Origin of the sequence: Zeimonas sediminis (assembly GCF_023721795.1) — a bacterium.
GTDB lineage: Bacteria > Pseudomonadota > Gammaproteobacteria > Burkholderiales > Burkholderiaceae_E > Zeimonas > Zeimonas sediminis.
The window spans coordinates 622,436-635,375 of record NZ_JAMQYE010000001.1 but is presented as its reverse complement, the minus strand read 5'-3'; the positions used below and the strand labels follow the sequence as shown (position 1 = coordinate 635,375).

Here is a 12,940-nt window from a genome sequence, read left to right as displayed (position 1 = left end):
ACAATTCGCGCCGAGCCGGCATCGAGAACGAAAGTCATCGAAGCCCGGAGACGTGGCCGAGAGGTCGAAGGCACTCCCCTGCTAAGGGAGCATGCGCGCTAAAACGTGCATCGAGGGTTCGAATCCCTCCGTCTCCGCCAAACAACTGCGCCCGCATATGCGGGCGTTGTTGTTTGGCGGGGACGAGCGACGCGCCTGCGCGCGTCGCGGGAGGGATTCGAAAGGCCGGGCCTGCAAGCCCGGCCGGGGTCGCGCGAGCGAAGCGAGTGTGACCGAATCCCGGAGCCGGCCCGCGAGCAAGGCAAGTCCGACCGAATCCCGCCGGCTCTCGCCATTCGCCAGACGCGGCACGCGAGCCCCGATGAATCAGTGAACCCTGCCGACGGCCACGTGCCCGGCAAGCCGCGCGGCGATCACCAGGACCGACGCGGCCCGGTCGGGGGGCGGACACCCCGGCATCGCGCGGGCCGTGAGATCGATTGCCCACCGCCGGCTTCCTGAGGATACTGATGTGGTCGCGCAGCGAGCGCGCTGATCGATCCTTGCATCCAACAGGAGGCTCTCATGCGCAAGACGGTACGGTGGACTCTCCCGGGGGCGGCCGCCTCGCTGGTCCTGGCCGGCTGTGCGTCCGGCCCGTCGCCCTGGGCTGGCGGGGGCGGCGAGATGTCCTTCTTCGTGACCAGCGTCGGTTCGGGCAAGGGTGGCGACCTCGGTGGTCTGGAGGGGGCGGACCGGCACTGCCAGGCGCTGGCGACCACGGCAGGCGCGGGCGACCGGACCTGGCGCGCCTACCTCAGCACGCAAGGCACGAAGGGCCTGAACGACCCGAATGTCGTGCACGCGCGCGACCGTATCGGCACCGGGCCCTGGTACAACGCCAAGGGTGTGCTGATCGCCAGGAACGTGGCGGAGCTGCATTCCGAGCGCAACAACGTCAACAAGGAGACCGCGCTCGACGAGCGGGGGCGCATGGTCAACGGCCGCACCGAGAAGCCCAACCATCACGACATCCTGACCGGCTCCCGTCCGGACGGCACCGCGTTCCCGCCGGTCGCGCGCTTCGCCGACCGCACCTGCGGCAACTGGACGAAGAGCGGGGACGATGGTGCGGCGATGACCGGTCACCACGATCGTGCCGGGCCGATCGACCACCCGTGGGCCACCTCCTGGAACTCGGGGCACGAGACCGTCGGCTGCAGCCCGGCGAAGGTGGCCATCACCGGAGGGGCGGGGCTTTTCTACTGCTTCGCGGCGAAGTAGCCGGCGGTCGGTGGGGGCGCGCACCGGCCCCGCGGCCTGTGCGGGGAGGGATTCGAACGGTCGGAGCCTCCAAGCCCGGGCGGTGTCGCGCGAGCGAAGCGGGTGTGACGAATTCGGTTGTGTCGCGGCGATTCCGGGGCCAAGCTTTTCGCTTTCCGGCGGGACGGGCAAGACAAGAAGAAAGGGCATCGATGGGCTTCACGACCGTCCGCATCGCGGATCCAGGGCGAGTGCTCGCCATTCTGGTCGCCGCCGAATCGGCCCTGGCGCTGGTCTACCTGTCGAGCGAGTGGCTGGGCCGGCCGATCACCACGGTGCATGACCTGTTCGATATGGACGGGGAGGGCAACATCCCGGCCTGGTTCTCGTCGGTTCAGCTGTTCGCGATCGGCTGCGTCTTCCTTCTGAGACATTCGCTGGCCCGACCCGGGCACGCAGTGCCGCCCTTGTTCTGGTTCGTGCTCGCCATGGGCTTCTTCTTCCTGTCCGCGGACGAGGCGGCCTCGATACACGAGAGGCTCACCTACACCCTGCGTCAGTTCGAGTGGCTGCCGAGGTTCAAGGGCGGTCACGGAATCTGGATTGGCGTCTACGCGCTCGGCGGATTCATGCTCGTGGCGTGCAGCCTGCGGCCGCTGCGCGCGCTGCTGACCCACCATCCCGGTGCCTCTCGCCTGCTGGTGCTCGGGCTGGCAATCGTCGTGCTCGGCTCGGTCGGGCTCGAGATCGTCGGATATCAGTTCCTTCGCAGCGATGCGCCGACGATGCTGTACGCGATCGAGGTGGCGCTGGAGGAGTTCCTCGAGATGTTCGGCGCCAGCGTGGTGCTTTGCGGCGCCCTCATGCTCTTGCGCGAGGAACCGGCCAGTCTCGTCCTGGATCGGTCACGCCTCCAAGTCACCGCCCTCAACCGCCGAGCATCCCCTCGAGCCGCTTGCGGATCAGCCCCTCGGCCTCGCTCATGATCCGGTCGACCAGCTCCTTCACCGTCGGCACGTCGTGGATCAGCCCGGCCACCATGCCGCAGCTCCAGGCCCCGGCGTCCATGTCGCCCTGCTGCATCACCCTCGGGTAGACGCCGGCGACCAGCTCGCGGATGTCGTCGATCGAGGTGGCCGCGCCTTTTTCGCGCTCGATCTCGACGATCCTGTCGACCGCGGGATTGGCGAGCACCCGCTCGGTATTGCGCAGCGGCCGCATGATCAGCCGGGTGTCGAGTTCGGTCGCGCGCACGATCGCCTGCTTGACGTTCTCGTGCACCGGCGCCTCGCGCGTCGCGATGAAGCGGGTGCCCATGTTGATGCCGTCGGCGCCCAGCGCGAGTGCGGCGACCAGCGAGCGGCCGTCGGCCATGCCGCCCGAGGCCACGAACGGGATCGAAAGCTCCTCGGCGGCGCGCGGCAGCAGGATGAAGTTCGGCACGTCGTCCTCGCCGGGGTGGCCGCCGCACTCGAAGCCGTCGACGCTGACCGCGTCGCAGCCGATCTTCTGGGCCTTCAGCGAGTGGCGCACCGACGTGCACTTGTGGATCACCTTGATGCCGCCGGCCTTCAGCGCCGGCATGTAGGCCTCGGGGCTGCGGCCCGCGGTCTCGACGATCTTCACGCCGCCCTGCACGATCGCGTCGATGTACTCGGGGTAGGGCGGGTTGGCGAAGCCGGGCAGGAAGGTCAGGTTCACGCCGAAGGGCTGGTCGGTCATCTCCCTGCAGCGGGCGATCTCCTTCGCGAGCTTCTCGGGCGTGCCCTGGGTCAGCCCGGTGATGATGCCCAGCCCGCCCGCGTTCGAGACGGCCGCGGCCAGCTCGGCGAAACCGACGTAGTGCATGCCGCCCTGGATGATCGGGTGGCGGATGCCCAGCAGCTCGGTGATGCGTGTCTTCATGCTCTCTCCCTCGATTTTTCCTGACTTCGCGACGCTCCGGATTCTGCACGAAGCGCGCGGGCCGTGCCTGCACGCGCAGCTGGCCCGGTCAGGCGCCTGCGCGGGCGAATGCCGCCAGCGCCGCGCGCGCGATCGCTTCGCCGTGCTCCTGCACGAAATGGCCGCCCTCGGCGACCTCCATCGGGGCAGGGCAGCCACGGATCCAGGAGCGCAGCAGCGTCATCGCCGGCGGACCCAGCACCGGGTCGCGCATGCCCACCGCCATGAAGCTCTGGCCGTCCCACTGCGTGGACAACCATTCGCGCGCCTGGCGCGACACCGCCGCCCCGTCGGCGTCCGGGTTGTCCGGCACCAGGTTCGGGAAGCGGCGCACGCCGGCCTTGTAGCGCGCGTCGGGGAAGGGCGCCGCGTAGGCTTGCGCCTCGGCGGCCGAGAGCACCGGCGTCGACCGGGCCATCAGCGCGGCGACATCCATGTCGGGCCGGCTGTTCGAGAACGCGCGCCAGTCCAGGAAGCCCTGGCCGAGCGGCAGGTCGCCGGTGCCCAGCATCGTGTTCATCACGACCAGGCGCCGGATCACGCCCGGCAGGGCCATCGGCAGCGTCAGGCCGAGCAGGCCGCCCCAGTCCTGCACGACCAGCGTCACGTTCGACAGCCCGAGCCCGCGAACGAAGGCGAGCAGCATCTCGCGGTGCCGCGTGAAGGTGTAGAAGGCCTCGTCCTCGGGCTTGTCCGAGCGTCCGAAGCCGATGAAGTCGGGCGCCACGACCCGCTGGCCCGCCGCGACGAAGACCGGGAGCATCTTCCGGTACAGGTAGCTCCAGGTGGGCTGGCCGTGCAGGCAGAGCACGGTGATCTCGGCGTCGGCCGGACCTTCGTCCAGATAGTGGATGCGAAGCCCCTCGAAGCCCGGGACAGTCGACAGGTAGCGCGGCGCCCACGGAAAACCCGGCAGGTCCGCGAAGCGCGCCTCGGGGGTTCGCAACACGTCCGGCAGCGGCGGGGTCTCGGCGTCGTTCATCGTGCGGCCTCCTCGTCGATCGATGCGGGTCGGATATGCCCGACGCCGCATCCTACGACGAATGGAGCGCCGCCTCGGGAGGGAGGCGCGGGCCCGCTCAGAGCGATCGGACCTGCGCCGCCTCGAACATCCCCTTCTGGTAGTCGAGCAGCGTCTGCCGGATCTCGTCGCCGGTGTTCATCACGAACGGGCCGTACTGCGCGATCGGCTCGTTGAGCGGCTTGCCCGCGATCAGCAATGCCCGGGAGTCGACGGTCGCCTCGAGCACGACGCTCTCCGCGCCGTCGTTGGCCAGGAGGGCCATGTGCCGGTCCGGCGCCGAGCTACCGCCGACGAGGATGCTCCCCCGGTAGGTGTAGGTGAACGCGTTGTGCCCGGCCGGCACCGGCTGCACGAAGCGCGTGCCGGCCGGCAGGTGCACGTCGAGGTACAGGGGTTCGGTGTCGGGCCGCCGGACCGCGCCCGCCACGCCATGGCTCTCGCCGGCCAGCACGCGCACCCGCACTCCTTCCGCGGTGGTGAACTCCGGAATCGCCTCGGGCGGGATGTCGCGATAGCTCGGCGCGACCATCTTGCTGCGCGCCGGCAGGTTGAGCCAGAGCTGGAAACCCTCCATCAGGCCGTCTTCCTGCTCGGGCAGCTCGGAGTGGATCAGGCCGCTGCCCGCGGTCATCCACTGCGCGCCGCCCGGGCCGAGCAGTCCTTCGTTGCCGGCGCTGTCCCGGTGCCGCATGCGGCCCGCGATCATGTAGGTGACCGTCTCGAAGCCTCGGTGCGGATGGTCGGGAAAACCGCCGATGTAGTCCTCGGGGTTCTCGTTGCGGAAAGCGTCGAGCATCAGGAAGGGGTCGAGCCGGCGCTGCAGGTTCTGCGTGAGCACTCGGGTCAGTCGCACGCCCGCCCCGTCGGACGTGGCGACGCCGCGCACCAGACGCTCGACGGCGCGCGAGCGTGGCGTGATGACGGAAGCGGACGTGGTCATGGCGCTGATCTCCTTGGTTCTGGCGTCAGGCGCCGATCGCCTCGATCTGCGCCTCGGCCTCGGCCAGGCCCTTGCTGGCGGCCTCCGGCCCCATGGCCAGGCCTTCGGCATACACGAATTCCAGGTCGGTCATGCCCAGGAAGCCAAGCACGGTCTTCAGCCACACCGCCTGCGTGTCGGCCGGCGTGTCGCGATACAGGCCGCCGCGGGCCAGCGCAAGGTACACCTTCTTGCCCTTGATCAGGCCCTCGGGGCCGTTCTCGGTGTAGCGGAACGTGACCCCGGCGCGGGCGATCGCGTCGATCCAGGCCTTGAGCTGGATCGGCGTGCCGAAGTTGTACATCGGCACGCCGATCACGATCGCGTCGGCCGACTGCACCTGGGCGATCAGCGCGTCGTCGAGCGCCACGCGCGCGGCCTGCTCGGGCGTGCGCTGCTCCGCCGGGGTGAACAGCGCCTTGAGCGCCGGCTCGTCGAGCACCGGGTGCGGGTCGCGCGCCAGGTCCCGGAGTTCCACGACGGCATCCGGATGCAGCCTCTTCAGGCGGGCGGTGATCGCGTCGGCGATGCGGGTCGAGTTCGCGCCTTCGGAGCGGGCGCTGGCGTTGACCTGGAGGATCTTCATGTGCGGCTTCCTGCGGGTTCGTTGGGATGGGCTCACTTTATTGGACAGAAAAACGAGTCGGAAGACCGATTGGTGGATATGATTGGTGCATATATGGAACAATCGGCCGCACAGCCAGCGGCCGGGGAACAATCGGCCGCGCCGCCAGCGGCCGGGGAACAATCGGCCGCGCCGCCAGCGGCCGGGGAACGATCGGCCACGCCGCGAGCCGGCCGGGAGGTGCGCCATGGAGATCGTTGCAGACGACCTGATCCTGTTCGCCCGCGTGGTCGACGCGGGCAGCTTTTCGCAGGCGGCCGAGCGCTGCGGCCTGCCGAAGTCCACCGTCTCCCGTCGGATCGGCGCGCTCGAGCGCGCGCTGGGCGAACGCCTGCTCACCCGCACCACCCGTCACTTCGCGATCACCGAATTCGGCGAGCAGATGCTCGAGCATGCCCGGCGCCTGCTCGACGAGGCCGAGGCCGCCGGCGCGCTGGCCCAGCACAGGCAGGCCACGCCGCAGGGGACCCTGCGGGTCTCGCTGCCGCCCGACTTCCTCCAGGAGCTCGAACTGTTGCCATTCCTGCTGGCCTTCGCCACCCGCTATCCGGAGGTGAAGGTCGAGATGGACCTGTCGCCGCGGCGCGTGGACCTGGTCGCCGAGCGTTTCGACCTCGCGATCCGGGTCGCGGCGCGGCTGCCCGACGATGCCACGCTGGTCGCGCGCCGGCTGCTCGAGATGCGGCACGGCCTGTACGCCAGCCCCGCCTACCTTGCGCGCTTCGGACGACCGCTTGCGCCGGCCGACCTGGCCTCGCACACCGGGCTCAAGCTGATCACCAGCAGCGGCGAGACCCAGCCCTGGCAGCTGTCGCGCGGCGACGAGCGCTGGGCCGGCACGCCGAGCGGCCCGATCGCGGTCAACTCGGTCGGCCTGCAGCGGGAGCTCGCCGCCCACGGGCTGGGCCTTGTCGGGCTGTCGGAGCGCCACGCGTCCGCCTTCGTGCAGAAGGGGCTGCTGGAAAGGGTGTTGCCCGAGTGGTGCCTGCCGACGATGACGGTCTGGGCGGTCACCCCGGGCCGGCGCCTGCAGCCGACCCGCGTGACCGCCTTCGTCGAGATGCTTCGCGAGGCCCTCGAGGCCTGAAGCGACGCGACAGGCCCGGGCTATCATCCCGACATGCTGCAGCCGCGCGATACCTCGCTCCGCGATGCCGGCGCGCCCCGCCGCGCGGGTGGATGGCTGCGTGCCTTCGGGTGGTCGCGTGCCTTCAGGGGGTGGCTCCGCGCGGCCCATTTCTCGGCGGCCGCGGTGGTGACCGCCTTCTCGCCGTCGGCCTACGACCGCGAGGCGCGCGGGCTGGCTGCCCGCCAGATCCATTTTTCCGCCTGGCAGGCGCTGCCCGGCTTCGTGCTCGCGAGCGCCTTGCTCAGCTTCGTGCTGATCCGGATCGTGGTCGGCACCGCGCAGGAGTTCGGCCTGCCCCAGTACGCGCTGGAGCTCGCGGTGCGCGTGCTGGTGCTCGAGTTGATCCCGGTGCTCGCTGCGCTCTACGTGGCGCTTCGATCGGGAGCGGCCATCTGCACCAGGGTGGCCCTGATGCGGATCGGCGGCGATCTCGAGCGCGTCGCGCGCTCGGGGCGCGACCCGGTGGGCGCCGAACTGGTGCCGCGGGTGATCGGCAGCCTGGTAGCGGTCGCCTTGCTGACCTACCTGAGCGGTGTGGTCGCGCTGCTGCTCGCCTACGTCGAGCTCTACGGCTTCTCCCCTTGGGCGGTCGCCGGCTTCGTGCGGATCACCGGCCACGTCTTCGATCCGGTTGCGGTCGCGGCTTTCCTGTTGAAGACGACGCTGTTCGGCGTGGTGGTGGGAGCGGTACCGATCGGCGCGGCGCTCGGCGTGCAGCGCGATCCCGAGGCGGTGCCCGGCGCGGTTCGACGCGGGATGGTCCGGCTGGGGGTCACGCTGGCCGTGATCGAGGTCGTGTTCGTTGCCGCCATGTACGCCTGAGCCACGATGACCGAAGAACCGCCCCGCATCGCCGAGCCGTCGGACAGGATCGCGCTGAAGGCGACCCTGCTTCTCGTGCTGACCCTCGCGCTGCTGGTCGGCTTCCTGGTCTACGTCCTCTACGCGCGCGGTACCTTCGAGGAAACGCAGCGGCTGGTGCTGATGACCGACAACGCCGAGGGCGTCTCGGTCGGTTCGGACCTGAGCTTCTCGGGCTTCCCGGTCGGCCGGGTGCAGCGGATCGAGCTGGCCCGCACCGGACAGGCCCGGATCGAGATCGACGTGCCGCGCTCGCAGGCGCAGTGGCTGCGCTCGAGCAGCATGTTCACGCTGGAACGCGGCCTGGTGGGCGGCGCCCGCCTGCGCGCCTTCACCACCGACATGAGCGCCCCGCCGTTGCCCGACGGCGCGGTCCGCGAGGTGCTGCGCGGCGACACGACCGACGAGCTGCCCGCGCTGGTGGCCGGCGTCAAGCGCCTGGTCGAGAACCTCGAGCGGATGACCGCCTACGATTCGGACATCAACCGCAGCCTCGAGGGGCTGCGCACGCTGGCCGACCGGGCGGGCGGACGCTACGGCCTGCTCACCGCGCTGCTCGGCAGCGAGGACGACGCGCAGAAGGTCGTCGGCGCGATCGACCGGCTGGACAGGGTGCTCGCGTCGCTCGAGAGCGCCGCGCGCCGGATCGACGGCCTCTCCGGCAAGGCCGAAGAGACGCTGACCAGGGCGGACCAGCGCCTGCTCGGCAAGGGCGGCGTCACAGACGAGGTGCAGACGCTCGTGCACGAGCTGAGCGCGATGCTGGCCGACGCGCGGGAGAGCCTGAAGAAGGTCGATGCGGTACTGGTCGACGCGCAGGGCATCGCCGCCGACACGCGCGCCGCGACCGCCGACCTGCAGGCGCTGCGGGCCGAGGTCGAGACGAGCCTGCGCAAGGCGTCGCAGCTGATCGACGAGATCAACCGCAAGTGGCCGTTCAGGCGCGACGCGGAGCTGAGCCTGCCATGAGCGGGAGAGATGTCAGCGGGTATGTAGTCGTCGCGCGCCGGCAGCGGGCCGCCATTGCGCCGGCAGCGCTGCTCGGCGCGGCTCGCCGGGCGTTCGGCGCCGCTTGCGCCGGCGCCTGGGCTCTCGCGCTGCTGGCCGCCTGCCAGGGCGGGCCACCGCCGCCGCAGTGGCGTCTCGATGCCAGCGCCGCACTGGATCAGTACCGGGAAGCCTGGCTGCGGGGAGAAACGCGCATCGCGGCGCAGGCCTTCGAGCGGGCACGCGGCGAGCTGGCCAGCACCGGTCGCGCCGAGCTCGTGGCGCGCGCCGAGCTGACCCGTTGCGCGCTGCAGGTGGCGAGCCTGGACTTCGACGACTGCCCCGGATTCGCGCCGCTCGCCCGGGATGCCGACGCGGGGTCCCGGGCGTACGCGGCCTACATCGCCGGCCGCTGGACCGAAGTCGACCCGGCGCTGCTGCCGGCGCCGCACCGGGCCGTGTTCGCGGCCTCGGTGGGTGACGCCCGCAAGTCGGACGGTGAAGCGCCGGCCAGCCCCGGAGTCCTGGCTGCGGTCGAGGATGCGGCCGCCCGGCTGGTCGCCGCTGGCGCGCTGCTGCGCGCCGGCAGGCTGGCCCCCGGCGACATCGCTGCCGCGGTCGAGGCTGCGTCGGCGCAGGGCTGGCGGCGGCCCTTGCTCGCCTGGCTTGGCGTGCAGGAAAGACGCGCGCAGGCGGCCGGCGACGCCGAGGCCGCCGCAGCGGTCCGGCGGCGCATCGAACTGGTGCTGGAATCGCCGAAATAGAGGCTGTCGACGGCTCTTGCTGCGCGGTGGCCGTCGATGGCCGCGGCGCCGCGGTGGGCGCCCATGGCCACGGTTGCCGTCGTCAGGCGGTCGCGCGCGCTGGCGCCGCAAACAGCTTGCGCCGTCATGGTTACTGGCCATCGGGCCGCTCGCGGCGCAAACTTCGCTTTCCAGGGCTTCGGGGCGTTCGCGTCCGCAACAGTGCCCCGGCGCCGTCCTGGCAAGCCAGCAGGAGGCCCGCCATGACCATTTCCGCACGTCTGTCGCGCTATCTGGACCAGCGCGGCGCCCGCTACCAGGTGTCCACCCACGATCGTTCGAGCAGCAGCGCCGAAACGGCGCGCACCGCCCGGATCGCGCCCCACCTTCTCGCCAAGTCGGTCGTCCTCGAGGACGAGCGCGGCTGGGTCGTGGCGGTCGTGCCGGCCGACAGCCGGCTGATGATCGGTCGCCTCTCCGAGCTGCTGGGCCGCGACCGGCTTCGACTGGCCGACGAGAGCCGCATCGCGATGCTCTTCGAGGGCTGCGAGCCCGGCGCGGTGCCGCCGGTCGGCATGGCCTGGGGGCTCGAGACCGTCGTCGACGACGAACTGGATCGCGTCGACCTCGTCTACATGGAGGGCGGCGATCACGAGTGCCTGCTCAGCATGTCGCGGCGAGAGTTCCGCGACTTGATGAGCGAGGCCCGGCACGGTCGGTTCAGCCGGCCGACCCGGCACTGAGGCTGCGGCCGCTCTTCAGGACATGCGGTCGCGCGCGGCGATCCATTCGCCTATGGCCGGCCACTCGGTTTCGAGCGTCTTCGCGCCCATGAACAGGCCGATGTGGCCACCAGGTACCAGTCTGCTGACCAGGTCCGCAGCCGGGGTGCCCAGGAGCGCTGCAGCGCCGAACACCTGGGGGGCAGGCGTGATGTCGTCCTCGCTGCCGGCCAGCAGGTACACCGGAATCCGGATGTCCCGCAGGCTCAGCCTACGGCCCAGCGCGGAAAACTTTCCGCGCGCGAGCAGATTCTCCTTGAAGAGCAGACGGATCGCCTGAAGGTAGTAGCGGCCCGGCAGGTCGACCGGGTTCTCGTACCACCGTTCGAATTCTTCGGTGCGCTCCACGAAGGACTCGTCTTCGATGTGCGCGTAGAGGTCGAGGTACTTCCCGAGATACTGCTCGGCCGGGTGCATGCGCTTCCAGCCGGCCAGCATCGCCTGGCCGAGCATCCTGCCGCCGCCTGCCTCGACGATCTTCTCGTAGAAGCTCATCGGCAGTCGGTCGGCCATCCGCCGGATCTCGCCGTCGCCCGCATGCGTGTCGATCGGCGCGCCGGCCAGGACCAGCGAGCGGACCTTTCCCGGGAAGCGGGCGGCGTACATCGCGCTCATCCAGCCGCCCTGGCAGAGGCCGACGAGATGCACGGCGCCGCCAAGCTCGTCGACGACGACGTTGAGCTCGGCGAGGTACTTGTCGATGTCGAAGCCCGCCATTTCAGCGGTCGCGGACTTCCAGTCGGTGACCAGCAGCCGGTCCAGACCGCTGCTCTGAAGGGTGCGGACCAGGCTGTGCTCCGGGGAGTGATCCGCGATCGTCGAGTCGTGGCCGGCGTAGGGCGCGTCGATCAGGACCGGCGCCGCGCCGGTGCCGCGGCGCGCCGATGCAGCGCGCCGCGCGCCTGCCTCGTTCGACGAGAAGTCGCGCAGCCGCATCGTGTCCAGATCGAGCAGGATCCGGTTGCGAGTGACCCATCGAGCCGGAGGCGGAGCGGCGATCGTGAGGGCCTCCGCCACGAATTTCAGGTTCGTTTCGAACAGCCGCAGCCCTTGCTCCTCCATCTCGATCGCTGCGGAGAGCGGCCAGAACCAGGGAACGCTGTGCTCCTGTCGCGGTCGATGGGCGGGTTTCGGAGTGGCGTCGGGCATGAGGGGTCAGGGGCGGGTGGGTCAGAGTTCGAAGCATTCGCCCAGCGTCGGCATCCGCGGCGGGTGGCCGGGCAGGACCTTTGCAAAGGCCGTCATGACGTCTTCCTCGCCGTGCACCAGGAAGGTCCGGTCGGGTGCGACGGCCGCGTGCCAGGCGAGGAGCTCGTCGCGATCGGCATGAGCGGAGAAGCCATTGATCGTGTGGATCGCTGCGCGCACCCGGATGTCTTCGCCGAAGATCCTGACGGTCTTCGCGCCGTCGACCAGCTTGCGGGCCAGCGTGCCATGCGACGCGTAGCCGACGAGCACGACGCTCGACTCCTCGCGCCACAGGTTGTGCCGCAGGTGATGACGGACCCGGCCGCCGGTGCACATGCCGGAACCGGCCATGATCACCGCGCCGCCTTCGAGGCGGTTCAGCGCGATCGAGTCGGCAGTCTCGCGCACGAACCGCAGGCCGGGCAGGTGGAACGGGTCGTGGCCGGCACGCAGCCTGGCGCCGATCGCCGGCGCCAGAGCTTCCGCGTGCCGTTCGAATATCTCGGTCGCCGAGACCGCCATCGGGGAGTCCAGGTACACCGGCAGCCGCCTGGGCAAGCGCCCGGACTCGACGCCTTCGCGCAGGTAGTAGAGCAGCTCCTGCGCGCGCTCGAGAGCGAAGGTCGGGATCACCACGTTTCCGCCGCGCGCGATCGTCGTTTCGACCACTTCGTGCAGCTCCGCCACCGACGGCCCGATCGGCTTGTGCAGCCGGTCGCCGTAGGTCGTTTCGAGCACCATCAGGTCGGCGTGCGGTGGAGGAACGGGATCCCGAAGCAGGGGCCTGCCCGCGTTCCCGAGGTCTCCGGAGAACACCAGGCTGCGGCTGTGGTCGCCCTCCGCGAGTTCCAGCCGCACGCTCGCCGATCCGAGGATGTGCCCGGCATCGTAGAAGGTGGCGGCCAGGCCGGGCGCCAGGTCCAGCCGTTCTCCGTAGCGCGCGGTGCGGCCGAAGTGCTCCATCGCATGCAGCGCGTCCATCGCCGTGTAGAGCGGCTGTGCCTGGCTTCGGCTGCCGTGCCTGGCCGAACGCCGCGCGTGGTGATGCGCTTCCTCCTCCTGCAGGTGGCCCGAGTCGAGCATCACTACGCGCGCCAGCTCGCGTGAGGCGGCCGTCGTGACGATCTCGCCCCGGAAGCCCCGCTTGACAAGCAGCGGGAGCCGTCCGCAGTGATCGAGGTGGGCATGGGTGAGCAGCACGACGTCGATCGACGAAGGCTCGAAGCCGAAGGGCTCGGCGTTCTCCTCGTCGAGCTCGCGCCCTCCCTGGTACATGCCGCAGTCGATCAGGATGCGCGTGCCCGCGCATTCCACCAGGTGACAGGAGCCGGTCACGCCGCGAGCGGCGCCGTGAAAGGAGAGTCTCATCGCCGTTCTCCGCCGGTAGCGGCCGCCGCCACCGCTGCGAGCGAGGCGCGCAGCGGGGTCGCTGCCCC

General features: G+C 70.5%; 13 protein-coding genes and 1 tRNA gene. 8 read left to right on the top strand and 6 right to left on the bottom strand.

Annotation, left to right across the window (positions count from 1 at the left end):
* Positions 1-46 precede the first annotated feature (46 nt).
* From M6I34_RS02950 to M6I34_RS02940, 3 genes are all read left to right on the top strand, one after another.
* A tRNA-Ser gene (locus M6I34_RS02950) sits at positions 47-140 on the top strand.
* Between the two features lie 424 nt (positions 141-564).
* Complete coding sequence (locus M6I34_RS02945) at positions 565-1,263, top strand: hypothetical protein (protein ID WP_272484223.1); 699 nt, start codon at positions 565-567, stop codon at positions 1,261-1,263.
* Between the two features lie 191 nt (positions 1,264-1,454).
* Positions 1,455-2,228, top strand: a complete 774-nt coding sequence (locus tag M6I34_RS02940; protein ID WP_272484222.1) for a hypothetical protein — start codon at positions 1,455-1,457, stop codon at positions 2,226-2,228.
* Here the strand turns inward: M6I34_RS02940 and M6I34_RS02935 are convergent.
* The 4 genes from M6I34_RS02935 to M6I34_RS02920 all read right to left on the bottom strand — a co-directional run bounded on the left by M6I34_RS02935 (position 2,170) and on the right by M6I34_RS02920 (position 5,775).
* Positions 2,170-3,147 carry an NAD(P)H-dependent flavin oxidoreductase gene (locus M6I34_RS02935; RefSeq protein WP_272484221.1) on the bottom strand — a complete coding sequence of 326 codons (978 nt, stop codon included), beginning with the start codon at positions 3,145-3,147 and terminating at the stop codon, positions 2,170-2,172. The two genes, M6I34_RS02940 and M6I34_RS02935, sit on opposite strands and share 59 nt — an antisense overlap.
* A gap of 88 nt (positions 3,148-3,235) precedes the next feature.
* On the bottom strand, positions 3,236-4,168 hold the full coding sequence (locus M6I34_RS02930; protein ID WP_272484220.1) for a haloalkane dehalogenase: 933 nt from the start codon (positions 4,166-4,168) through the stop codon (positions 3,236-3,238).
* Positions 4,169-4,265: 97 nt separating this feature from the next.
* On the bottom strand, positions 4,266-5,150 hold the full coding sequence (locus M6I34_RS02925) for a pirin family protein (RefSeq protein WP_272484219.1): 885 nt from the start codon (positions 5,148-5,150) through the stop codon (positions 4,266-4,268).
* Between the two features lie 25 nt (positions 5,151-5,175).
* Positions 5,176-5,775: an FMN-dependent NADH-azoreductase gene (locus M6I34_RS02920; protein WP_272484218.1), complete on the bottom strand. Its 600-nt coding sequence runs from the start codon at positions 5,773-5,775 to the stop codon at positions 5,176-5,178.
* A gap of 226 nt (positions 5,776-6,001) precedes the next feature.
* Here M6I34_RS02920 and M6I34_RS02915 point away from each other — a divergent pair, with 226 nt between their 5' ends.
* The 5 genes from M6I34_RS02915 (at position 6,002) to M6I34_RS02895 (ending at position 10,277) form a co-directional block, all read left to right on the top strand.
* Positions 6,002-6,901 carry a LysR family transcriptional regulator gene (locus M6I34_RS02915; RefSeq protein ID WP_272484217.1) on the top strand — a complete coding sequence of 300 codons (900 nt, stop codon included), beginning with the start codon at positions 6,002-6,004 and terminating at the stop codon, positions 6,899-6,901.
* Positions 6,902-7,069: 168 nt separating this feature from the next.
* Complete coding sequence (locus M6I34_RS02910) at positions 7,070-7,765, top strand: MlaE family ABC transporter permease (RefSeq protein ID WP_272484216.1); 696 nt, start codon at positions 7,070-7,072, stop codon at positions 7,763-7,765.
* 6 nt (positions 7,766-7,771) lie between these two features.
* Positions 7,772-8,773, top strand: coding sequence for an MlaD family protein (locus M6I34_RS02905; protein WP_272484215.1), 1,002 nt, complete (start codon positions 7,772-7,774; stop codon positions 8,771-8,773).
* A complete protein-coding gene (locus M6I34_RS02900; protein WP_272484214.1) occupies positions 8,770-9,555 on the top strand; it encodes a hypothetical protein in 786 nt (261 codons plus the stop codon). Before M6I34_RS02905 ends, M6I34_RS02900 begins: the two co-directional genes overlap by 4 nt.
* Before the next feature lie 242 nt (positions 9,556-9,797).
* Entirely contained in the window at positions 9,798-10,277 is a 480-nt protein-coding gene (locus M6I34_RS02895; protein ID WP_272484213.1) for an aminoacyl-tRNA deacylase, read from the top strand.
* Positions 10,278-10,292: 15 nt separating this feature from the next.
* Here the strand turns inward: M6I34_RS02895 and M6I34_RS02890 are convergent, their stop codons facing one another.
* A complete protein-coding gene (locus M6I34_RS02890) occupies positions 10,293-11,465 on the bottom strand; it encodes an alpha/beta fold hydrolase (protein WP_418953430.1) in 1,173 nt (390 codons plus the stop codon).
* A 21-nt stretch (positions 11,466-11,486) separates the two neighbouring features.
* Positions 11,487-12,872, bottom strand: a complete 1,386-nt coding sequence (locus M6I34_RS02885) for an MBL fold metallo-hydrolase RNA specificity domain-containing protein (RefSeq protein ID WP_272484211.1) — start codon at positions 12,870-12,872, stop codon at positions 11,487-11,489.
* Positions 12,873-12,940: the final 68 nt, after the last annotated feature.

Excerpts from the sequence above, each read along its gene's own strand:
- M6I34_RS02915 (WP_272484217.1), top strand. The coding sequence starts at position 6,002 with ATGGAGATCGTTGCAGACGACCTGATCCTGTTCGCCCGCGTGGTCGAC.
- M6I34_RS02945 (WP_272484223.1), top strand. The coding sequence starts at position 565 with ATGCGCAAGACGGTACGGTGGACTCTCCCGGGGGCGGCCGCCTCGCTG.
- M6I34_RS02895 (WP_272484213.1), top strand. The coding sequence starts at position 9,798 with ATGACCATTTCCGCACGTCTGTCGCGCTATCTGGACCAGCGCGGCGCC.
- M6I34_RS02890 (WP_418953430.1), bottom strand. The coding sequence starts at position 11,465 with ATGCCCGACGCCACTCCGAAACCCGCCCATCGACCGCGACAGGAGCAC.
- M6I34_RS02940 (WP_272484222.1), top strand. The coding sequence starts at position 1,455 with ATGGGCTTCACGACCGTCCGCATCGCGGATCCAGGGCGAGTGCTCGCC.
- M6I34_RS02905 (WP_272484215.1), top strand. The coding sequence starts at position 7,772 with ATGACCGAAGAACCGCCCCGCATCGCCGAGCCGTCGGACAGGATCGCG.
- M6I34_RS02920 (WP_272484218.1), bottom strand. The coding sequence starts at position 5,775 with ATGAAGATCCTCCAGGTCAACGCCAGCGCCCGCTCCGAAGGCGCGAAC.
- M6I34_RS02900 (WP_272484214.1), top strand. The coding sequence starts at position 8,770 with ATGAGCGGGAGAGATGTCAGCGGGTATGTAGTCGTCGCGCGCCGGCAG.
- M6I34_RS02885 (WP_272484211.1), bottom strand. The coding sequence starts at position 12,872 with ATGAGACTCTCCTTTCACGGCGCCGCTCGCGGCGTGACCGGCTCCTGT.
- M6I34_RS02930 (WP_272484220.1), bottom strand. The coding sequence starts at position 4,168 with ATGAACGACGCCGAGACCCCGCCGCTGCCGGACGTGTTGCGAACCCCC.
- M6I34_RS02925 (WP_272484219.1), bottom strand. The coding sequence starts at position 5,150 with ATGACCACGTCCGCTTCCGTCATCACGCCACGCTCGCGCGCCGTCGAG.
- M6I34_RS02935 (WP_272484221.1), bottom strand. The coding sequence starts at position 3,147 with ATGAAGACACGCATCACCGAGCTGCTGGGCATCCGCCACCCGATCATC.